The sequence below is a fragment of the Nostoc sp. 'Lobaria pulmonaria (5183) cyanobiont' genome (genome assembly GCF_002949795.1).
Classification (GTDB): Bacteria; Cyanobacteriota; Cyanobacteriia; order Cyanobacteriales; family Nostocaceae; genus Nostoc.
Genome location: NZ_CP026692.1, coordinates 3,917,929 through 3,937,755 on the forward strand (window position 1 = coordinate 3,917,929; position 19,827 = coordinate 3,937,755).

The 19,827-nt window shown below is 41.3% G+C and carries 19 protein-coding genes and 1 pseudogene; 9 read left to right on the forward strand and 11 right to left on the reverse strand.

What is annotated here, in order from left to right:
• Positions 1-444 precede the first annotated feature (444 nt).
• Positions 445-624, forward strand: a complete 180-nt coding sequence (locus NLP_RS34995; RefSeq protein ID WP_104907454.1) for a replication restart DNA helicase PriA — start codon at positions 445-447, stop codon at positions 622-624.
• Positions 625-978: 354 nt separating this feature from the next.
• Here NLP_RS34995 and NLP_RS17185 read toward each other — a convergent pair whose 3' ends face one another.
• From NLP_RS17185 to lgt, 6 genes are all read right to left on the reverse strand, one after another.
• On the reverse strand, positions 979-1,452 hold the full coding sequence (locus NLP_RS17185) for a hypothetical protein (RefSeq protein WP_158680442.1): 474 nt from the start codon (positions 1,450-1,452) through the stop codon (positions 979-981).
• A gap of 240 nt (positions 1,453-1,692) precedes the next feature.
• On the reverse strand, positions 1,693-2,358 hold the full coding sequence (locus tag NLP_RS17190) for a class I SAM-dependent methyltransferase (protein ID WP_104907456.1): 666 nt from the start codon (positions 2,356-2,358) through the stop codon (positions 1,693-1,695).
• A 143-nt stretch (positions 2,359-2,501) separates the two neighbouring features.
• Entirely contained in the window at positions 2,502-3,593 is a 1,092-nt protein-coding gene (rlmN, locus tag NLP_RS17195; protein ID WP_104907457.1) for a 23S rRNA (adenine(2503)-C(2))-methyltransferase RlmN, read from the reverse strand.
• Positions 3,594-3,672: 79 nt separating this feature from the next.
• Positions 3,673-4,026, reverse strand: a complete 354-nt coding sequence (locus tag NLP_RS17200; protein ID WP_104907458.1) for a phenylpyruvate tautomerase MIF-related protein — start codon at positions 4,024-4,026, stop codon at positions 3,673-3,675.
• Positions 4,027-4,276: 250 nt separating this feature from the next.
• Positions 4,277-5,101, reverse strand: a complete 825-nt coding sequence (gene cobM / locus NLP_RS17205) for a precorrin-4 C(11)-methyltransferase (protein ID WP_104907459.1) — start codon at positions 5,099-5,101, stop codon at positions 4,277-4,279.
• Between the two features lie 209 nt (positions 5,102-5,310).
• Entirely contained in the window at positions 5,311-6,186 is an 876-nt protein-coding gene (lgt, locus tag NLP_RS17210) for a prolipoprotein diacylglyceryl transferase (RefSeq protein ID WP_104907460.1), read from the reverse strand.
• Positions 6,187-6,481: 295 nt separating this feature from the next.
• Between lgt and coaD the strand changes: the two genes are divergently transcribed.
• From coaD to NLP_RS17225, 3 genes are all read left to right on the forward strand, one after another.
• Positions 6,482-7,033: a pantetheine-phosphate adenylyltransferase gene (gene coaD, locus NLP_RS17215; RefSeq protein WP_104907461.1), complete on the forward strand. Its 552-nt coding sequence runs from the start codon at positions 6,482-6,484 to the stop codon at positions 7,031-7,033.
• Complete coding sequence (locus NLP_RS17220; protein ID WP_104907462.1) at positions 6,943-7,611, forward strand: hypothetical protein; 669 nt, start codon at positions 6,943-6,945, stop codon at positions 7,609-7,611. The genes coaD and NLP_RS17220 overlap by 91 nt, the downstream gene beginning before the upstream one ends.
• Before the next feature lie 150 nt (positions 7,612-7,761).
• The gene (locus NLP_RS17225; protein ID WP_104907463.1) at positions 7,762-8,088 is read left to right on the forward strand and encodes a Ycf66 family protein; all 327 of its coding nucleotides are present in this window, start codon (positions 7,762-7,764) and stop codon (positions 8,086-8,088) included.
• 320 nt (positions 8,089-8,408) lie between these two features.
• Here NLP_RS17225 and NLP_RS17230 read toward each other — a convergent pair whose 3' ends face one another.
• From NLP_RS17230 to cysS, 3 genes are all read right to left on the reverse strand, one after another.
• The gene (locus tag NLP_RS17230; protein WP_104907464.1) at positions 8,409-9,755 is read right to left on the reverse strand and encodes a TldD/PmbA family protein; all 1,347 of its coding nucleotides are present in this window, start codon (positions 9,753-9,755) and stop codon (positions 8,409-8,411) included.
• A gap of 247 nt (positions 9,756-10,002) precedes the next feature.
• A complete protein-coding gene (locus NLP_RS17235; protein WP_104907465.1) occupies positions 10,003-11,442 on the reverse strand; it encodes a TldD/PmbA family protein in 1,440 nt (479 codons plus the stop codon).
• Between the two features lie 75 nt (positions 11,443-11,517).
• Complete coding sequence (cysS, locus tag NLP_RS17240; RefSeq protein WP_104907466.1) at positions 11,518-12,963, reverse strand: cysteine--tRNA ligase; 1,446 nt, start codon at positions 12,961-12,963, stop codon at positions 11,518-11,520.
• A gap of 239 nt (positions 12,964-13,202) precedes the next feature.
• Here cysS and NLP_RS17245 point away from each other — a divergent pair, with 239 nt between their 5' ends.
• From NLP_RS17245 to NLP_RS17265, 5 genes and pseudogenes are all read left to right on the forward strand, one after another.
• Entirely contained in the window at positions 13,203-14,306 is a 1,104-nt protein-coding gene (locus NLP_RS17245) for a CobW family GTP-binding protein (RefSeq protein ID WP_104907467.1), read from the forward strand.
• 229 nt (positions 14,307-14,535) lie between these two features.
• Positions 14,536-14,989: pseudogene (gene dtd / locus NLP_RS17250) on the forward strand (D-aminoacyl-tRNA deacylase).
• A gap of 104 nt (positions 14,990-15,093) precedes the next feature.
• On the forward strand, positions 15,094-15,435 hold the full coding sequence (gene psb28, locus NLP_RS17255; protein ID WP_104907468.1) for a photosystem II reaction center protein Psb28: 342 nt from the start codon (positions 15,094-15,096) through the stop codon (positions 15,433-15,435).
• Between the two features lie 228 nt (positions 15,436-15,663).
• Positions 15,664-16,176: a MogA/MoaB family molybdenum cofactor biosynthesis protein gene (locus tag NLP_RS17260; RefSeq protein ID WP_104907469.1), complete on the forward strand. Its 513-nt coding sequence runs from the start codon at positions 15,664-15,666 to the stop codon at positions 16,174-16,176.
• Between the two features lie 108 nt (positions 16,177-16,284).
• Positions 16,285-18,039 carry a diguanylate cyclase domain-containing protein gene (locus tag NLP_RS17265; protein ID WP_234016969.1) on the forward strand — a complete coding sequence of 585 codons (1,755 nt, stop codon included), beginning with the start codon at positions 16,285-16,287 and terminating at the stop codon, positions 18,037-18,039.
• Between the two features lie 163 nt (positions 18,040-18,202).
• On the opposite strand, the gene mraY is transcribed toward NLP_RS17265, so the two are convergent.
• On the reverse strand, positions 18,203-19,306 hold the full coding sequence (gene mraY, locus NLP_RS17270) for a phospho-N-acetylmuramoyl-pentapeptide-transferase (RefSeq protein ID WP_104907470.1): 1,104 nt from the start codon (positions 19,304-19,306) through the stop codon (positions 18,203-18,205).
• Between the two features lie 79 nt (positions 19,307-19,385).
• Positions 19,386-19,628 carry a DUF3134 domain-containing protein gene (locus tag NLP_RS17275; RefSeq protein WP_104907471.1) on the reverse strand — a complete coding sequence of 81 codons (243 nt, stop codon included), beginning with the start codon at positions 19,626-19,628 and terminating at the stop codon, positions 19,386-19,388.
• Between the last annotated feature and the right edge of the window lie 199 nt (positions 19,629-19,827).

Genomic DNA, 19,827 nt, shown 5'->3' on the forward strand with positions numbered 1-19,827 from the left:
TTTAGTAGTTTTATTTAAATTATCTCATTAGAATTTGCTCTGATAAATTTTGTCAGCAAATATTAACCAAATCTTAAGATAGATATTTTGTTACTAAATATACAGTAATTTCTGTAGTTTAATTTTTGAATACAAGAACGGCTTCTTTTGTATTCGTCTGAAATGACTATAAACAAGGCTCTCTCAAGGCATTAGTCATAGGGATCAGTAAATATCTAAGCAGCATCTAATTGAAAAATAATTTATGTATCTAAAGTAGGAGGGTAAAATCACTGAAATTCTCGAATAATAGATAAAGATATGGGAAAGTTATCAAAGCTGAAGTTTTGTTTAAAATAATCAGCCAATATTACAGCAGTTTGTTAAGTTGGGTCAACCAGATTTTTTCCTGGTTTAACTAGTAGCTTTACCAAATAAAAAATAATTACAAATAGGGGTTTTAAAATGCAGACAGTACAAAAGATTTACTGCCCAAATTGTGGTAGCCATGCGGAGCGTTATTATATTTATGATAGTCAATTAACTCGGACACAATGCCCAAGTTGTGACTATTTGATGATTAGTTGCACTCGCACTGGCAAAGTAATTGAAGCGTATGCTCCTGGCATTCATGCACACCGATAGCTAATAATAACAAATTAAAAATTGGAGAAGATTTTCTCTAATTTTTAATAAAAAAGTTATTTATCAAAATAGAATTTAGTGGGAATTGGAGTCTGACTGGCGCGCAGCAGTAGTGAGTCCGCTTACCTCTACGGGGAAACAAGCTACGCGCGTCGTCTTGTAAAGAACTTCTGAAGAAATATGTTTAATAAATACGCTAAGTTGTCCTTTGCACGTTTCTGAAAAAGAAGATTTAGCGGTTTACATTTAGTAGGAGAATCAGGAGCTTGCTTTTTGCAAAGTAATTCTCCACTTTCTTATTCAGAATTCTGGATTCTGTATTCTAAACTTTTTTCAACAGAAATTTTGAACACTTTACAGGTTTTCTTTCTGTTGTCTAGGTTCTTGCTGTCGTCTCTGTTCTTGTAATCTAAATTGTTGATCTTGTCTGAGTTGTTGATCTTGTCTGAGTTGTTGATCTTGTATTCTCAACTGTTGCTGTTGTGTAAATTGTTGCTGTTGTAGTCTTGTTTCTTGCTGTTGTAGTCTAAATTGTTGCTGGCGTATCAGTTCTTCCCGTTGTCGTGTAAATTCTTGCTGTTGTATTTTCTGTTGTTGTTGCAGTTGTTGTGGTTGTTGAAGGTTTAGGCGTAGCCATGTATCCTTCAATTGCTCTTGTGTTTGCTGAGTTTGCTCCTCTTGTTGTTGTCTCATTCTTTCTTGAAAAGACTCAGGTTGCTGAGGAATCGGTTGAATTATTTGTCCATAAGCAGGAGAATTCATCGGCAAAGCTTTTGCAAGAACAATCGCTAGTAGCCATAGTTTAAGCGTCAATGATCGATTCAACATACAGTTATTTGTTATCAGTTGGGTTGAGCGATCGCTTTATCCTGATGTATCTATTTTAGCGTTGTATTCTTGCAGCAATTGCCAACCTTCTGAGTTTGACTGGACTTCTCAAAACAAGATTTAGATAAATTACACGAACAGGTTCAGCACAGAGAGGATGGCTGGAGTATTCACCAATTCTGAATTCTGCTTTCTGACTCCTTTTTATTCCTTTGTTTAGTTACATTCATACCGTAATCATCAACGCCATAAACCAAAATAGGCACTAGTTGCTGCCGATTCCGATGCAATTAAGCGTTGAATTACATCCTCTGCTTGCGGTACTAAAGGATGGTGTGTGTGAACATAATCCAAAATGTTATAAAGATACCAAGGAGCAATACTAGGCACTAAACGTAATTGTTCTCGTATTCTATCAGCACATAAAAAACTGTGTTGGGTAAATTGACCATGCCAAAAATCACGGGGTTGTAGATTAATATGTCCAACTCCACCCTGTCCCAAAACTGCGGCAGAAAATACTACTACTGGCGCTACTTTTGTCAACCAAGTAACTAACTCTGACGAGACTGACGGATTTAAATGTTCCGCTACTTCTAAACAAATTGCCATATCAAATGTTCTGTTAGTGAATATATTAGTTATGGCAATTGAGTCGTTCAAATTTACAAGATGAAATTCAACATTTAAATTAGAAAAATCCGGCTGAGAAAAACCATCAATAGCAGTTACTTTAACACCTAATTTTGCTAACTCTCTACTTAAATGCCCAGGGCCACAACCAAAATCTGCAACTGTTTTTGGTTGATACAAGTTGAAAATCGTCGTAGCTATAGTTTTATAATCAGTTTGAAAATATTTGCTATTAAAAAAATTCTCATCGTAAAGAAGTGTAGATTCATTCATTGGTATAGCAGCCCTAAATTCTTAGTAAGAAACAAAAAACAGAAGTATAAATACGTACTTGAAAGCACTATGAGTATAATAGTGCGATTCGTTTAACCTAAACTTGTAGCTACGTGTTGATCAAAAAACTCTATGTAAAAATTTTAGTTTTTACTTGCTCTGAGTTGTCCACAAGCAGCATCAGCTTCTAAACCACGGGAATAACGGACACTAACAGCAGTATTTTGCTGCTTGAGAACGTTAACAAAAGCTTGAATGCGATCGCGGTTGGGGCGTTTGTAGTCTACTTCTTGGATGGGGTTGTAAGGAATCAAATTTACATGACTTTGGAATCCTCGCAGGCATTTTGAAAGTTCCAATGCGTGTTCTGGTAAATCGTTAACACCCGCAAGGAGAACATATTCAAAAGTAACGCGGCGTCCAGTGATTTCCACATATTCCCGACATTCAGCCAGTAAATCTTCTAGAGGATAGGCGCGGGCGCTGGGGATGAGTTTTTCTCGTAGTGCTTGGTTGGGTGCGTGGAGACTCACAGCTAGAGTGATTTGCAAATTGTTTTGCGCGAATTGACGGATGCGATCGCGAATCCCCACTGTAGAAACTGTAAGCGATCGCTGTCCTATACCGACATCTTGATTCAGGGATTTTAGGGCTGCTAGGACATTCTCAGTATTCAACAACGGTTCACCCAGTCCCATAAACACCACATTGCTAACTCGTTGCTGAAAATCTTCTTGCACAGTCAACACCTGATCAATAATTTCGTGCCGTGCTAGGTTGCGTTTGTAGCCTCCCTTACCAGTAGCGCAGAAATCACACGCCATTGGGCAACCTACCTGAGTAGAAACACAAACTGTCAAACGGGCTTTTGGGCCTTCTCCCCTTTCTGCGAAGGTGGGGATGCCTACAGTTTCAATAATCTGCCCGTCTGTTAATCGTAAAAGATATTTCACAGTACCATCGGCAGCCTCAGAGCGGTAATGTAAAATTGAGCGCCCAATGGGGATTTCTGCTACTTCTTTGCGCCATTGCTTAGAGAAGACAGAAATATCAGCTAGCGATCGCACCCCCTTGTCGTAGATCCATTCATGCAGTTGCTTTCCTCTGTAAGCAGGTTGTCCTTGTTGCTGCACCCAAGTGCTTAACTCCGCCAGAGAAGCACCTAGAAGGGGAGGGATTAATTCTGATTTTTCTGAGTTGAAGTCAACCTGAGATACAAGAGGCGTAGCAGACATAAAAAGATCGCGAGTTGATGTTGGATCTCTATCCTACACCTGCCAGATCGAGTTAGTCTTGACCAAAGAAGACGATAAATTAACTAAAAGTTGTGCCATTCCAGCCCCACATTGCACCCTTAGCGTCTGCAAACTCAATGTAAATACGATTTTTCGGCACACCTAGAGTTTGGTTAATCTGCTGGCAAAAGTCTTGACTCATTGCTGCGGTTTGATCTGGCTTCATCGTGCCAATGCTCTTAATTTCAATGTAGCAAACCGGGTCTGTATTTCCCGCAAAAGTCATAGGAATTTCTGGCTCAAAAGCAGTCATTACATAAGATTCTGGTTTTCCCAAATGTTTCGCTAACTTGGCTGATAGGTTTAAAAGCATTGACTCAATTTCAGCTTTTTGAGGAGCAGATGCAGAAGTTTGCACTTTAATTAAAGGCATAGTAACGAATTGGAGTTTTGGATTTTATTACACTGTTATAGTTTATCGAAACGCAGAGGCAATGGGGAGATAAGGGAGATGAGGGAGACAAGGAGAATAACCAATGCCCAATGCCCTAGGAATAAGAATTAAATAACATACAATTTATGTCCCTGACTTACCTCACCCTCAATCCCTCTCCGATATATTGGAGAGGGAAGCAAGATAGAGGATGAAGTTTTGCATTTTATTTAATCCACGTTCCTAGCCTTTAGTGATGAGATGAGCGAAATAGGTGATTATGTTCGGGATGATATAAACGCGATCGCCCTGTTGTTGTCGAGAGTCCTGGACTGATTATATAAAGTGTAGTGCGAATTAGTTTTTCTTGATGAGTGCAATCTGCCATTTGATTCAGAGGGACAACCCTAATTTTTTCATCGGGCCAGCCGATGCGAAAGCAAATCGCAATCAGGGTTTCGGCTGGATAGTGTTCGAGTAGTTTAGCTTGGGCATTTTCGACGTGACGCGCACTCAAATACAGGCAAAGGCTAGCCTGATGTGCTGCAAGAGTGGCTAATTCTTCGGCGACAGGGACTTCTGTACGTCCGCTGATGCGTGTCAAAATGATGGTTTGAACTAAACCAGGTACAGTCAGTTCTACTTTGAGTTTGGCAGCAGCAGCTTGAAAGGCGCTGATACCAGGGATGACTTCAAAAGGAATATCTGCCTCTCTTAGGAGGTGCATTTGCTCGTGGATGGCGCTGTAGAGACTAGGATCGCCAGAATGGAGACGGACTAGAGATTTGTGCTGCGATCGCACTCTATCGATCGTAATCGCCAAAATTTCTTCTAAAGTTTGATTTGCAGTTCTAATTATCTCCGCATCTTTTCGGCAAAGTTCTAAAATTTGTTCGGGTATTAAAGAATCAGCAAATAAAATCACATCAGCAACAGCCAGTAGTTTCTGTGCCTTCACCGTTAATAAATCAGGATCTCCAGGGCCTGCTCCGACAATATACACAGACGGTTCTACAGCATATAGTGTTTTTTTATATCTTAGGCTTTCTGTATATTCACTTTTAAAAGAACCCACGGCAATCCCTCAAAAAATTTTTTGATATTTTCTCAGTATCTTTCCGGATTCACCCTCTTTCGCTAGTAGAGAGTAATGGTAGATGCACCCTGGTTAAGCCCTAGAGAATACTCTGGGGCATTTTTTATTTTTGGGCATTGGGCATGGGGCATTGGGCATTGAATATTTCATTATGCTCTCTTTTCCACATACCCTTCATCCCTAGTCCCTCATCTCCCACTCTCCCCATTTCCCTTAAGAGTAGGAACTACGTCTGGTAAAGGGCGTTTGAGTAAGTAAAGCCAAGCTAATCCAACTAATCCCAATAGAATTCCTAAACTACTGACTACTTGTGCCATCCGTAATGGCCCCAGCATCAAGCTATCAGTGCGAAAGCCTTCAATCCACAAGCGTCCTAAGCTGTAGGCTGGCCAGTAAATTAGAAACAGTGTGCCTACCTTGAGACGTGGCTTACCGGATAAAGACCAGAAAAACAATGTTATTAGTAGCGTAAACACCATTAAATCCCATAGAGATTCGTAGAGGAAGGTGGGATGAAAGTAATCGAAACTAACATATTCTAAAGGACGATGGTCTGCTGGAATATAGAGCTTCCAGGGTAAATTAGTCGGAGCGCCAAAAGCTTCAGAATTAAAGAAATTGCCCCAACGTCCGATCGCCTGCCCTAAAATCAGCGAAGGTGCTACTAAATCTGCCAGTTGCCAGAAAGAAACCTGCTTGATTCTGGCAAAGATTAACGCAGCCACAACGCCACCAAGAATCGCTCCATGAATGGCAATACCTCCTTCCCAGATCGCAAAAATTTTTCCTGGAGTTGGGGCATATTTTGACCACTCAAAAAAAACGTAATATAGTCGTGCGCCAGGAATTGCCCCAATCAACAACCAAAAGAACAAATCGCCTAGCAACTCAGGATTAATGTTACGGCGCTTTGCCAAATTCTGGGAAAGGATGACGCCAATTAACACTGCTGTGGCAATTAACAAGCCGTACCAACGAATACTTAGTGGCCCTATTTTCACCAGAATCGGTCCTGGAGAAGTAAATTGAAACGCCAAGGGCAAAGTGGGAAAATCCAGTGCCATGAAAAATTACCTAGAAAAGTTCTTTAACTACCCGCGTACTTCGCTAAGTACGGGGTTTCTTGTGTCTCGAATACTGTAACTACACTTGAATCTTCCACAATATCGTGGGGACGTAAATAAAAATCCAGTATTCATATTTAGGAGTCTAGTTCCTAACGCTTAGTTGAGCATAACTTGTGCCACTAAAACAATTGACTTTACCATCCTTACCGAGAGCGCAAGATGGTAGATTTGAGTAAGTTACACAAAATGGTTTCGATATAATCACCTAAACAACTTTGATATATTTAAAATTGTGATCGCTATTTATCCTGGTAGCTTCGACCCCATTACCTTGGGACACCTCGATCTCATCGGGCGCGGTAGTCGGCTGTTTGAGCGGGTGATTGTTGCTGTACTGCGGAACCCTAACAAAATGCCACTTTTTAGTGTGGAGCAACGGCTAGATCAGATCCGTCTTTCTACACAACATCTACCGAATGTAGAAGTAGACAGCTTTGATGGTCTTACCGTCAACTATGCCCAAATGCGACAAGCACAAGTTTTGATCCGGGGTTTACGTGCTGTGTCAGATTTTGAAGTGGAACTGCAAATGGCTCACACCAATAAAACTCTTTCTACCCAAATAGAAACAGTTTTTCTCGCAACCTCAAATGAGTATAGTTTTTTAAGTAGTAGTGTGGTAAAAGAGATTGCAAGGTTTGGTGGCTCTATCGATCATCTCGTTCCCCCACACATTGCCCTAGATATATACCAATGCTACAATCAGAACTCTCCAATGTTGAACCCAATCTCAACGGAAGCAATCCCTCCCCTCAAGAGTATCTCGGTGGAGAGGGAAGCATAAATATTCAGGAGGAACTCAACCGCCTAGAGGAAATGGTTCTCTCTAGTCTCAGGATTCCTTTGACGGGACGCACTCTCATAGATGAAGAAAAGCTGCTAGATCAGCTTGATTACATCCGGCTCGCTTTACCATCGCTTTTTCAAGAAGCAGCAGCTATCCTCAACCAAAAGGACGAAATTCTGCTGGAAGCGGAAGAGTATGGACAGCAGGTTGTTGAGGCCGCACAAGCAAAAAGAGCGCAAATTTTAGCTGAAAGCGATATTATTCAACAGGCCGAACAAGAAGCTGAACAACTGCGGCGACAAGTGCAACAAGAGTGTGAGGCAATAATGCAAGAAACTCTCTCCGAAATTGAGCGTAAACGGTATGCTTGTCAACAAGAGTTAGAGCAAATGAGGCAAACTGCGATCGCTCAGGCTCAAGAAATCGAAGATGGTGCTGATGCTTATGCTGATGGCATCCTGGAAAATATTGAGCAGGATCTCAAGCAGATGTTACGAATTATCACCAACGGACGGCAACAATTGCAAATTGATAACCTCACTCAGCGCAATTCACCTCCAGGTAAGAAAAAATAGAGGTTATAACCAGAGATGGGAAAAAATTCTCGGTTGGGTTAAGCAACAGCGAAACCCAACAATTTTTATAAATAAAGACTTTTGCTTTTCTATACCTAACTGGTAAGAGATTTAAAATTTTGACTTTTAATTAAACAGGGTTTTTCTAAAATGCTTACTTTAGCTCAAGTTAACTTTGGAGCAAATTCAGCTAGTATACTGGGACTTCTTTATTTGCTTTTAGGAGTAGTTTACTTGATTTTTATGGTATTTTGGCTAGTCAAATATGGAGCAAGACTTACGAGTTGGGCTTTAGCACTTTATATTATCCAAGCGATATTTACACCAATTATAATGTTATTGTGTGGGTTTATTTTAACTTTCCAAGGCTGGCGATTAGATCCAATTCTTCAATTTGGGCAGCTTTTATTGAGCTTATTAATTATTTACCTACTTATCAAAGATATTGTAATTAATACAGTTTACAGAAATAGATGATTTTAGAATTGAGATAATTTAATTAATAAAATTAGTCTTTAAAAGTCAGAAAAATGGGTACTGGGTAGCTCTTTAGACAGAGCTATTTCATTCTCATTTAGCCCGCCTCAGAATGAATTCTGAGTCTAATAGCGAAAGTCATCCAAAGATGACTGAGAAAAGGTTATAGTCCGTTTTAACAGACTTTAGCTAAAAGCCAAAGAACTTTAGTTCTGGGCGGTTTATGTATAGAATGATATAGCCCTACTCTTTAGGGATTTTAAATGGTTGCTCTATTTCCGCAGTGGGGTACTAGCTTTTGATTTTTCGTTAGCAGATGATTACAAAGTATATGTAAAATCTTCCACCAGCATACCTGGAACTAAACTACCTCCAAGTTGGCGACTTTCATAAGTACCTACTTCGGGAATGAATTCTTGAAAAGTGGTAAAATCCACTAACTTATCTCCCCAAAAGCGATAGAGACTTTCATCAAAACGTAAGTTTTCAATGGGGGCAATAATTTCTCCATTTTCTACCCAAAAACAAGCATAACGGGTCATACCTGTGATTCTACCAGTTTGGCGATCGCTCCAATTCAAGTAATGCAAATTCGATACATATAATCCTGTATCTAAACTCGGAAGAATCTGCTCAAAGACTAAATTCCCAGTACTGACTTCTGGCGCTCGTAAAGTCTCTGAACCATTAGCGCCGTTGGCAATTTTTTGATATTCCTTAGCAGTGCGAGAATTCACCAGAGTATTTACCAAATATCCTTTTTCTATTACAGGTAACTCCGGTGCTGCCATTTCTCCCAATTCATTAAATCGCGGCACTAATCCCCGCTGAAAATTTTCTTTTAGACTAAATTTTAGAGAAAGTTGTTTTTCTTGACGCGATAAAACAGCTAAAGCACTGTTTCCTTGTTGGATATCAGCTTCGCTTACCGCTCCCCAAGAAAGCATCAATAATAAATCTGCAACAGCAGCAGGTGCAAAATAAGTTTTGTACTGTCCCCGTGGCAGTTCTTTAGTTGGGCGAGCAAGCAATTCTAGTTGTTTTTTAGTTTCGCTAATTTTGGCTATATATTTAGATTGATTCCAATCATTCCCGGCAAATGTGCCCTTAACTGCTTGTCCCGATGGGGAAAATAGAGAATAATCTAAGGTAAAAGAATCAGTAGCAAACCAGTGTTTTTGACCGCTAGAATCACCATAAGCTTTAATTACCACTCCTCCTGCGTATATTCCTGTAAAATCCAATTCAGCAACTAGTTCTAGCACAGTCGGGACTACTGCTTCAGCCGCCAATAAATTTCCAGAATGTATTTCTCTACTGATATTATTTCCTGATGGCAAAACTAGATATGGATCGACGGGTAGTAGAATAAGTTCGTCACGTAGTTCTTGCAAAGCAGTATATGCTAACTGCCAGTCTACCTCCCAATTTCCAGTAAAGGGAAACTGTTGAACACTGTTGCGCCGATCTTGCATCAAAGTTAGTTCTATCCAACCATCAGCAACACAACCAGTTTGTCGCACTTTCGCATGATTAAAACGAGTAAATTGACTTATTTCACTGCTGAGTCTCACAGTGAATTGTTCATCTTCTGCTTTTTTGAGCAGCAGACTTTCAATCAGTCGATTAAAGCTGACTTCTAACGCAGATAATTCCTCAATTTTCATAGATATTAAATATTAATAGGGAATAGGGTAAGGAGAAAGTTAGGAGTTAGGAGTTAGGAGTTAAAAGAATTTTCGTAAGTAGCTAGGCGTAAAAAAATTAAAGTTTGTAGTAAGGACTTTAGTCCTGATAATCCTTTTTTTGAGCGATTGAATCGCTCCCTACGAGCTAGGATTTTATTTTATATTTAATTATGCCTATTTACTTAATTCAAAACTCCTCACTACCAACTCCTAACTATTGTATTTTTCAAATTCCTCCACCAAAAACTTCGACATTAGCAAATACACAGACAGGTGAACCGTGTCCTACCCAAATGGCCTGATTTGGTTCTCCTTTACCACAATAAGCAGTACCATACATTTGCCAGTTTGTGGCATCTCCGACTTTAATTAAACTATGCCAAAACTCTGGTGTTGTGGCGCGGTAGTTGGGATTACGGAGGGTTTTGGTAAGTTTACCGTTTTCAATTAATTTAGCGTACTCACAACCAAATTGGAATTTGTAGCGGCGATCGTCAATTGACCAAGAACGGTTAGATTCCATGTAAACGCCGTGTTGTATCCCGTCAATAATGTCTTCAAAAGTGCCGTTTAAAGGCTCTAAATTCAAGTTACCCATGCGATCGATCGCTGGTCGATTCCATGAGGAAGCACGGGCACAGGCAACTCCTGGTACACCTGCTCTTACTTGACTCTCCAGACTGCCTAAACCCCGTTGGAGTACACCTTCTTTAACTAAATACTCCCGTGTTGCTACAGCACCCGTATCATCAAAGCCATAACTGGCAAATTCACCAGGCACAGTGGGATCGAAAGTAATATTCATCAACGGCGAACCATATACTAGGTTGCCAAAATCACTTTTATTGACAAAGCTACCCCCAGCATAGTTACGCTCATCTCCCAAAATTCGGTCAATTTCTAGAGGATGCCCGACACTTTCATGGATTTGCAGCATCATTTGATCTGGAGCTAAAACTAAATTGGTACAGGTGGTTGGGCATTCTTCTGCTGTCAAGAGTTCTATTGCTTGTTCGCCTATTTGCCGCACCCGATGCCATAAGTTTTCTTGTTTTAATAGTTCGAGTCCGCCTTGGTAACAGTTTGCTTGCGAGCCGTTGTTGCTGCGCTGCTGTACAACTGCTCCATCTTGGGCAGTGACTCCGTAATTGGTGCCTATAGATAGTATTTTTTGATAGACTTCTGAGCCGTTGCTGCTAACAAACCAAGATTCTCTCTCCATTGTGCTAGCACTAGCTATGGTTTGCACAATTTTGTCGTCAACTTTGAGCGTTTGGCAAATACGAACCAGTAAATCGTTGATTTCCCCTGGACTCAGAGCATCCAATGGCTCAAGAAATGGAGATTTATATTCACCAACAACTTTAGGACGCTCAGTTTCACGGAAAGGATGTATCCACCATTCACTGGCTGCTAGTGCTTGTTTATAGGCTGTTTGAGCAGCGGTTTGAAGGGAAGACAGTTCTAGAGAGTTAGTAGCTGCATAACCCAGACAGCCATTGACCAAAACTTCCAGCATGGCTCCGACAGTGAAGGATTTGCCGTTTAGTTGGGGTAAGGCGTCACGGACTGAACGGGTAGTAGAAGTCTCTTTTACGGCTCTAATACCAATCCAATCAGCGGGAATATCGAAACTAGCGATCGCTTTTTTGAGTTCAGACCACATAATTTAAGGAATTGGGAATTGGGGAATTGGGCATGGGGCATTGGGAAGAATTCAATTTTTAGTTCCCAGTCCCCTCTAATTTCGATGCCAGCGCGTGCCATCACGGCTATCAATTAGCGTAATACCTTCTGCTTGAAGTTCGTCACGAATGCGATCGCTTTCAGCAAAATTTTTGGCAATACGTGCTTCTTGCCTTTGCTGAATTCGTGCCTCAATTTCCGCATCGCTTAAACCATTACTTTTATGAATTTCCGCTTCTATCTTGGCTTCTAAACCCAAAACTCCAGCCAATGTGACAAGAGTTTGCCATTGACGCTGTAACTTCTCTGGTGATGTTTCAGTTTTCCCTCCATGCACAAGAATGTTTCTCTCACGACGCACTTCTTTGGCTAATTCAAACAGCACTGTTAACCCACCAGGAAAATTAAAGTCATTATTCACAGTTTCTTGGAAATGTTCAACAGTTTCAGGGAGTAGTGAGCTAGTTTCCAGTTCCCAGCCTAGTACTCTGCCATATAGGTAGCCGAAGAGTAAACTTTCTTTAATGGTGTGCCAACCGTTGGTTGCTGCGGCGATCGCTTCATCGGTAAAATCTATGGGTGTACGATATTGAGCGGTCAACACGAATAAGCGCACTGCCATTGGGTCAACGCCTCGATCCAGCAATTCTCGAATAGTGGTGAAGTTGCCCAAAGATTTGGACATTTTTTCACCATTTACCTTTACCATGCCGTTATGCAGCCAGTAACGCGCCAGGGGTTTTCCTGTCACGGCCTCAGATTGGGCAATTTCGTTTTCGTGATGGGGAAAAATTAAGTCAGCACCACCAGCATGAATATCTATGGTATCACCCAGGCGATCGCGCACCATTGCCGAGCATTCAATGTGCCACCCCGGACGACCTGCGCCCCAAGGTGATTCCCAAGCAGGTTCTCCCGGTTTTGCTGCCTTCCATAAAGCAAAATCAAAGGGGTCTTTCTTTTTCTGGTACTCTGGATCTTCTACATTGACGCGATCGCTTTTCCCCGCCTGCATATCTTCTAACTTGCGTCCCGAAAGCTTGCCATACTCAGCAAACTGCCGTACTGCATAATACACATCGCCGTCAGCAGGGTATGCAAAACCCTTATTTTCCAACTCATGAATTAACCGTTGAATGCCATTCATCGTGTGAGTAGCGCGGGGATACTCATCGGCTTCTTTAATCCCCAGCCGCGCCATATCCTCAAAATATGCTTTGATAAAGCGATCGGCTACAGCTTCCATTGATGAATGTTCAACACAGGCTCGATTGAGAATTTTGTCATCAATATCGGTAAAATTTTGGATATATCGGACTTCATAGCCGATAAACTGGAGGTATCGGCGCACTACATCCCAAACAATGCAAGCTCTCGCATGACCCAAATGGCAGTAGTCGTACACCGTCACGCCGCAGTAATACATCTTAACCTTGCCTGCAACGAGAGTTTCAAACGGTTCTTGACGACGGGTGAGGGTATTGTAAAGGGTTAGGGTCATAACAGAGTAATGCTGAAATAAGGAGATACGTAATAATAGGGTAAGGCAGCTGGGATGACAGTCCAGCATCCCTATGCTAGTACGTCACGGCGGAAATCAACATACTATTGGACAAAATCTCGAAAGCCCATAAATCAAGGGTTTTTGACTTTTGACTTTTGACTTCCGCGTAGCGGCGCTAGTGTTTTCTGGACTATCTGCGCTACATTACTATTTTTTGACTATTTGATAACAGCGCTATGCAATCAGCAGTTACACCCGAATCTTCGGCAATGGATACGCCCAAACAAGGAATGCCAGTAACAATTATTACGGGTTTCCTCGGTAGTGGCAAGACGACTTTACTCAATCATATCCTCAACAACCAACAGGGTTTAAAAACCGCTGTTCTAGTGAATGAATTTGGCGAAATTGGCATCGACAACGAGCTAATTGTTTCCACTGGTGAGAACATGGTGGAGCTAAATAATGGTTGTATCTGCTGCACTATTAATAATGATTTAGTAGATGCAGTTTACAAAGTTTTAGAACGCCAAGAAAATCTAGATTATCTAGTAGTGGAAACAACTGGATTGGCAGATCCGCTACCAGTAGCTTTAACATTTCTGGGCACAGAATTGCGGGATTTAACCCGCTTAGATTCGATTATTACCGTGGTAGACGCGGCGAATTACAGCCTAGATTTATTTAACTCTGAGGCAGCATACAGCCAAATTGCTTATGGCGATGTAATTGTGCTGAATAAGGCAGATTTGGTTGATGAAGCCACTTTGAACGAGTTAGAAGGAAAAATTAACGAAGTCAAGGAAGGAGCAAGAATTATCCGCGCTACGCGATCGCAAGTGCCACTTCCTTTAATTTTAAGTGTTGGTCTGTTTGAGTCTGATAAATATTTTGACACAGTGGTGGATGAACACGACCATCACGATCATCATGACGATCATGACGATCATGATCACTCAACATGTGGTCATGACCATCACGACCATGACCATGATCATCACCATCATTCTGACCATTTAGAAAATGATGGTTTTACTTCCATATCTTTCCAGAGTGACAAGCCTTTTTCTATTAGGAAGTTTCAGTATTTCTTAGATAACCAGCTACCCTCAAATATCTTCCGAGCGAAGGGGATTATGTGGTTTGATGAAAGTCCGAAGCGTCATATTTTCCACCTTTGCGGTAAACGCTTCACTTTGGATGATGATGAATGGAAAGGTCAATTGAAAAACCAACTAGTGCTGATTGGTCAAAATTTGGATCGTGAGGCTTTAATTAGTCAACTCGAAAAGTGCATTTGTCTACCTTCAACCTCTCGCGGTAAAGGCTTTGGCAAATAAAAGTTAGAAGTTAGGAACTTACTACTCGTTCCCAGGTTCCACCTGGGAATTTATTTCTAATGGCTCCGCCATCGATTTTAAGCAATGAAAATGAGAAAATAACGTAGGCGTAGCCCGTCGTAGACATCGCATTTCTCACTCCCCTGCATTATCAACTTCTTAACTTGCTAACTGCTGTAAATTACGTGCGAGTGTTTGGACAATAATTACGAATTACGAATTAGTTAAAATGCGCGTTGTTATCCAGCGAGTCAAATCATCTCAAGTTACAGTTAATGGTGAAATTGTCGGTAAAGTTGGGCGGGGGCTAAATTTGCTCGTAGGTATAGCCAATACCGATACTGATGCTGAAATCGACTGGATGGTGCGTAAGTGCTTGGAATTACGGCTCTTTCCTGACCAAGAAGGAGACGACCGTTGGCAAAAATCTGTACAAGAAATTGGCGGCGATTTGTTAGTAGTCAGTCAGTTTACGCTTTACGGTGACTGCCTTTAAAGGTCGTCGTCCTTCTTTTGACCGTTCAGCCGCTCCTCAATCAGCAGCAGATTTGTATAATCATTTTGTTACCGAATTAAGAGCTAGCGGGTTGCAGGTGGAAACAGGTCAATTTGGTGCAATGATGCAAGTTACAATAGAAAACGATGGCCCAGTAACTTTGTTACTTGAAAAAGAAGCAATTTAAGTATATACACTAAAAAAATGAATAACAGTAGCCTCTAGACCGTGGTGTTCTAATTGATGAGAGAATATTAAATTAACCATCACAAAAGTTTAAATTCATTGATCATGACGAAAATCCAGTTTTCTAGAGGTCTTGACGAAGAGGTAATTCCAGATGTGCGTTTGACGCGATCGCGCACTGGCGAGAGTGGTACAGCGACGTTTATTTTTACGAATCCGAAAATTTTAGATCAAGGTACTACCGAAGATATTACCGGGATGTACTTGATTGACGAAGAAGGCGAGATAATAACCCGTGAAGTTAAGGCTAAATTTATTAACGGGAAACCGGAAGCATTAGAAGCACTTTATGTAATGAAATCTGCCCAAGAATGGGATCGCTTTATGCGTTTCATGGAGCGGTATGCTGAAGAAAACGATCTGGGACTGAGCAAAAATGAGGCATAGGGGAGCCAGTGCGTTGCGGTGAGGGGGTCGCAGTCTTCTCCCAAGGGGAGACGCTAAGAGCGATGGCGGTTCCCGTCGATTGCGAACCCCCGAACCCGAAGGGAGGTTCCCCCGTTGAAGCAACTGGCGTCATAGGGTATCGGGCATCGGGCATAGGTAATTATTGTTATGCCCAATGCGCCATTTCCTATGCCCAATAATCTATGATCAAAAGTTCATGACTTACCTATGACGTTACAACCTCACCCAGACTCGCCTATAATTACAACAACTTGTGCTGTGGTTACAGTTAGCGATACACGCACTTCCGAGACAGACAAAAGTGGCCAGCTAATTCAGGAGTTACTCCTTGGTGCTAACCATACTGTAGGAGCCTACACAATTATCAAAGATGAACCAACACAAATCCAAGGGCAGATAGAAAATCTAGGTAAAAGCGCAAATTTAGATGCTGTAATTTTCAATGGTGGCACAGGTATTGCACCAAGAGATACCACCTACGATGCAATTGAGAAGTTACTGGAGAAAACCTTACCGGGATTTGGTGAGATATTTCGTTTTTTAAGTTATCAAGAAATTGGTTCGCGGGCGATCGCTTCTCGCGCTGTTGCTGGTATTTATCAAAATAAATTAATTTTCTCGCTTCCTGGTTCCAGTAATGCGGTGCGCCTAGCGATGGAAAAACTCATTTTACCCGAACTCGTTCACTTGGTAAGTCAGGTTTGTAAGCGGGTGAGATAAGCAGTAATTCAGACGGACGACGCACGAATCTCATCCTTTGTACACATGGATTTTGAAGCTACCCAGAGATAATTATAGTTAAACAGATAAGATGTTGATATCAGGTTAATGATGGAGTTTAGTTATTGGAATTGCGTAATTGCTCACGGCATCACTGCATTTTCATACTTTAGCATCCCCATAGTAATAGGGGTTTTCTTTGCAAAAACTAAGGCAACTATCCCTTCTAAGTTTTGGCTAGCCTTTTTCTTATCAGGTGGATTCGTACTGTTTTGCGGATTTCATCACCTTTTGGCTGTGTTTGAACCTCATCAAGCAGTGTCATTGTTGCACTTAGCCGTACTTGATCTAATGGCGTTTATTTCCTTGTCCGCGTTATTTTACTTGATACCAACCGCTTATCAAATTGTAGAGGCGATCGCCAGATATCAAGAAGATACCTGCGAACTTCAATGCAGGCAGCAGATACAACGGCTATTCCTAGATCAGGGCCCGTTTGGAGCCTATATCAAAGATGAGCAATCTAGAGTGCTTTACTACAACCAGGAGCTACAGTCTAGATTTTCGCTAGATCCACAAGAATGGATGGGGAAAAGAAATAGTGAATTCTTCCCAGATCCAGAACAGGGGCGGCAGATAATGGAAAACGATCAAATCGTTTTGAAGACTCTACGCCCCTTGAAGCTGATTGAAGAGGTAAAGATGCCTGGTAATGATCAGCCGTGCTACTGGCTATCGTTTAAGTTTCCATTTAGCGATTATACAACGGGCGCTTGGCGCATCGGTGGGATCAGTATCGATATTACAGAATCCATCGAAACACAGCGATCGCTCACCGACCTAAATCGGCAGCTAGAAGAAAAAACACTGAAATTAGAGGTAAAAAAACAGGAACTTATATATCTTTCAGATATGGCAGATATGCTTTTTTCCTGTGAGTCTGAAGATGAGGTGTATCAAGTGGTCGCTTTAACCTGTTCCAAGCTGTTTCCTAATATGAGTGGTTGTATCAATATAATTGCTGATTCCAAAAATTATGTTCAGATGAATAGTAATTGGGGACGCAAAATAAGCAGTAAAGAAGTATTTTCACTATCTGATTGTTGGGCATTGCGGAGAGGGAAATTAAACCTTTCATCGTCTTGTCATCCAGGATTGATATGCAACCACTTAATACCACCTGTTAGCGGTGTCCATTTATGTGTTCCATTGTTTACAAAAGGCGAAGTAATTGGCATTTTACACATCTATGCCCTTGAAGAAATCAGCCCAGAAGATCAGCAAATTACTGAGATTCTTGCTAGATATTTAGCCTTTGCACTAAATAATCTATCGATAAAACAACGTCTAACCTATGAGAACTTGCGGGATGGGATGACCCAACTATTCAATCAAAACTATATGCAAACCATAACGGGACAAAGGCTAGCGGAGGCTGAACGGTCGGGACAACCTCTTAGTGTTATTTTCCTTGATATCGATGACTTCAAATCTTACAACTCTCACTATGGACATGTGACTGCCAACATTGTTCTCCAGGAATTAGCAAAACTGCTGTTAAAATCTATTCGCTCTTTTGACATTGCTTGCAGATGGGGTGGTGAAGAATTTGTGATTGTGATGCCTAATATGACGCTGGAAACACTCAGAAAGCGAGCAGAAGAATTAAGGTTAGATGTTGAACAAATGCAATTGAAAGACGGCGATCATATCCTCAAAAGTATCACTGCTTCTTTTGGAATAGCTGTATCAGAACAAGGGATTACGGTTAAGGATTTTCTGAATCGGGCAAATCAAGCGATGCTTGAGGCAAAGCGAACAGGAAAGAATCGGGTTATGGAGTATGTAAATACCTATAATTAATAATTCATAACACCACAAACGCTAGAATGGGCAGCCCTTCAGTCGGCATCAAGCGTCAGACTTTCCAGCATAGAAATCAGAAACTCATAAATTTCTCGTATAAAAAAACAACTCCCACATCTTCAGAGAGTTGTTTTTTATATTCAAGCAGTTTTTAAAACATTCAGAATGGAGCGATGCCTAAACAAATGGTAGCTAAAATCGCAGCGATTATATAAAACACTCCAACTACTTGCAATTCTGACCAGCCAGTAAGTTCCAAATGATGGTGTAAGGGTGCCATTTTGAAGAGACGTTTGCCTTTGCCATCGGGGCCCTTCGTGGCTTTGTAATAACTTACTTGTGCCATCACCGAAAGGGTTTCTACAAAGAAGATACCACTGAGAATGAACAGTGCTACCAAGGTGTTTGTCAATAATGCTACAGCAGCTAAAGCTCCTCCCAGTGCTAAAGAACCAGTATCTCCCATGAAAACGCGGGCTGGGTTACGATTATGGGCTAAGAAACCTAAGCACCCGCCACTTAAAGCAGCACAGAAAACCATCAATCCTGGTGCTGTTGGTGCAACTAAAGCACCTAATGCCAAAAGTGCGATCGCAACTGTTCCTGCTGCCAAGCCATCAATACCATCTGTTAAATTAGTCGCATTACTTTCTGCAACTAGCACAAAACCTGCTAAAGGCCAAAATAGAAATCCTAAGGGTAGTGTGAAGCTCACCCAAGGCAAAGCAATATTTGTAATATTAGAAGGTTGATTAAACATCAGCCATAGACAAAACATAGCCGCAAAACTCACCTGCAAAGCCAGTTTTGTTTGTGGAGATATACCTTTATTTGATTTCCGGCGCAGAATTTGCCAATCGTCGAGCCAGCCAATCAATCCGTAGCTGATTGTCAAAGCCGAAACTGCAAGCACCTCTTTAGAAAAGTTAGACAAGATACAAGCAAGCAGCACAGATACAGGTATAAAAAATATACCGCCCATTGTGGGAGTGCCTGCCTTTTTTAGATGAGCTTGGGGCCCATCTTCGCGAATTATTTGTCCAGTTTTAAGTGCTTGAAGTAAAGGTATTACCCAATAGCCCACCACACCTGAACCCAACGCACACAACAGCAGTGGCAGGGTTAACGACATACTTTGCCAAGGTAGACGATTGGCGATCGAATCCAAGAAAAATGCTGTTGTGCCTAGCCCTACGGCTAATAAAGAAGCTAGAACGATTCCAGAAATACTTAATCCTTGCTCAGGAGATAATTTAGCGTCCACAGAAGTTTCCCTTCACTCCACACTTATAAAATTGAATACCATTAACTAGGGATACTACCAAGTCCCTAGCCTAAAAAGGCTAATTCTCAGCGATTCCTATATCATCATCTTCATCATCATCGAGGTCGTAGCCAATTCCATCTTCTACACCCATTAAGGAGTCTATTCCTTCTTCGTCAGCTTGAAAATCCGGTTCGTGAACGTCACGCGCGATGATGCGACCGTTATTTTGTAACCAGTCCAACAAAGAGGACTCTGGCTTTAGGGGGATGACATTGGCTCGCTGGTTACGGGCTTCTTCACGTAATGGAGAGTTCAACATATCGAGTGAGGACAAGAAAAGGTTTACGTAAGTTGACATTTAGAGTCTATCACTTGACACGGATTAATTTAGTTATCTTTTCAACCCTTTAGTTGATAAATCCGCATTCAGATAGAAATTTTTTATTTGATAAGCATAAGGCTTAAGTCAAGCGATTCTTAGTAATTTTTATGGCTCTACATATATGTCATGAATATCT

Excerpts from the sequence above, each read along its gene's own strand:
- NLP_RS34995 (WP_104907454.1), top strand. The coding sequence starts at position 445 with ATGCAGACAGTACAAAAGATTTACTGCCCAAATTGTGGTAGCCATGCG.
- NLP_RS17185 (WP_158680442.1), bottom strand. The coding sequence starts at position 1,452 with ATGTTGAATCGATCATTGACGCTTAAACTATGGCTACTAGCGATTGTT.
- NLP_RS17190 (WP_104907456.1), bottom strand. The coding sequence starts at position 2,358 with ATGAATGAATCTACACTTCTTTACGATGAGAATTTTTTTAATAGCAAA.
- rlmN (WP_104907457.1), bottom strand. The coding sequence starts at position 3,593 with ATGTCTGCTACGCCTCTTGTATCTCAGGTTGACTTCAACTCAGAAAAA.
- NLP_RS17200 (WP_104907458.1), bottom strand. The coding sequence starts at position 4,026 with ATGCCTTTAATTAAAGTGCAAACTTCTGCATCTGCTCCTCAAAAAGCT.
- lgt (WP_104907460.1), bottom strand. The coding sequence starts at position 6,186 with ATGGCACTGGATTTTCCCACTTTGCCCTTGGCGTTTCAATTTACTTCT.
- NLP_RS17220 (WP_104907462.1), top strand. The coding sequence starts at position 6,943 with ATGCTACAATCAGAACTCTCCAATGTTGAACCCAATCTCAACGGAAGC.
- NLP_RS17225 (WP_104907463.1), top strand. The coding sequence starts at position 7,762 with ATGCTTACTTTAGCTCAAGTTAACTTTGGAGCAAATTCAGCTAGTATA.
- NLP_RS17230 (WP_104907464.1), bottom strand. The coding sequence starts at position 9,755 with ATGAAAATTGAGGAATTATCTGCGTTAGAAGTCAGCTTTAATCGACTG.
- NLP_RS17235 (WP_104907465.1), bottom strand. The coding sequence starts at position 11,442 with ATGTGGTCTGAACTCAAAAAAGCGATCGCTAGTTTCGATATTCCCGCT.
- cysS (WP_104907466.1), bottom strand. The coding sequence starts at position 12,963 with ATGACCCTAACCCTTTACAATACCCTCACCCGTCGTCAAGAACCGTTT.
- NLP_RS17245 (WP_104907467.1), top strand. The coding sequence starts at position 13,203 with ATGCAATCAGCAGTTACACCCGAATCTTCGGCAATGGATACGCCCAAA.
- psb28 (WP_104907468.1), top strand. The coding sequence starts at position 15,094 with ATGACGAAAATCCAGTTTTCTAGAGGTCTTGACGAAGAGGTAATTCCA.
- NLP_RS17260 (WP_104907469.1), top strand. The coding sequence starts at position 15,664 with ATGACGTTACAACCTCACCCAGACTCGCCTATAATTACAACAACTTGT.
- NLP_RS17265 (WP_234016969.1), top strand. The coding sequence starts at position 16,285 with ATGATGGAGTTTAGTTATTGGAATTGCGTAATTGCTCACGGCATCACT.
- NLP_RS17275 (WP_104907471.1), bottom strand. The coding sequence starts at position 19,628 with ATGTTGAACTCTCCATTACGTGAAGAAGCCCGTAACCAGCGAGCCAAT.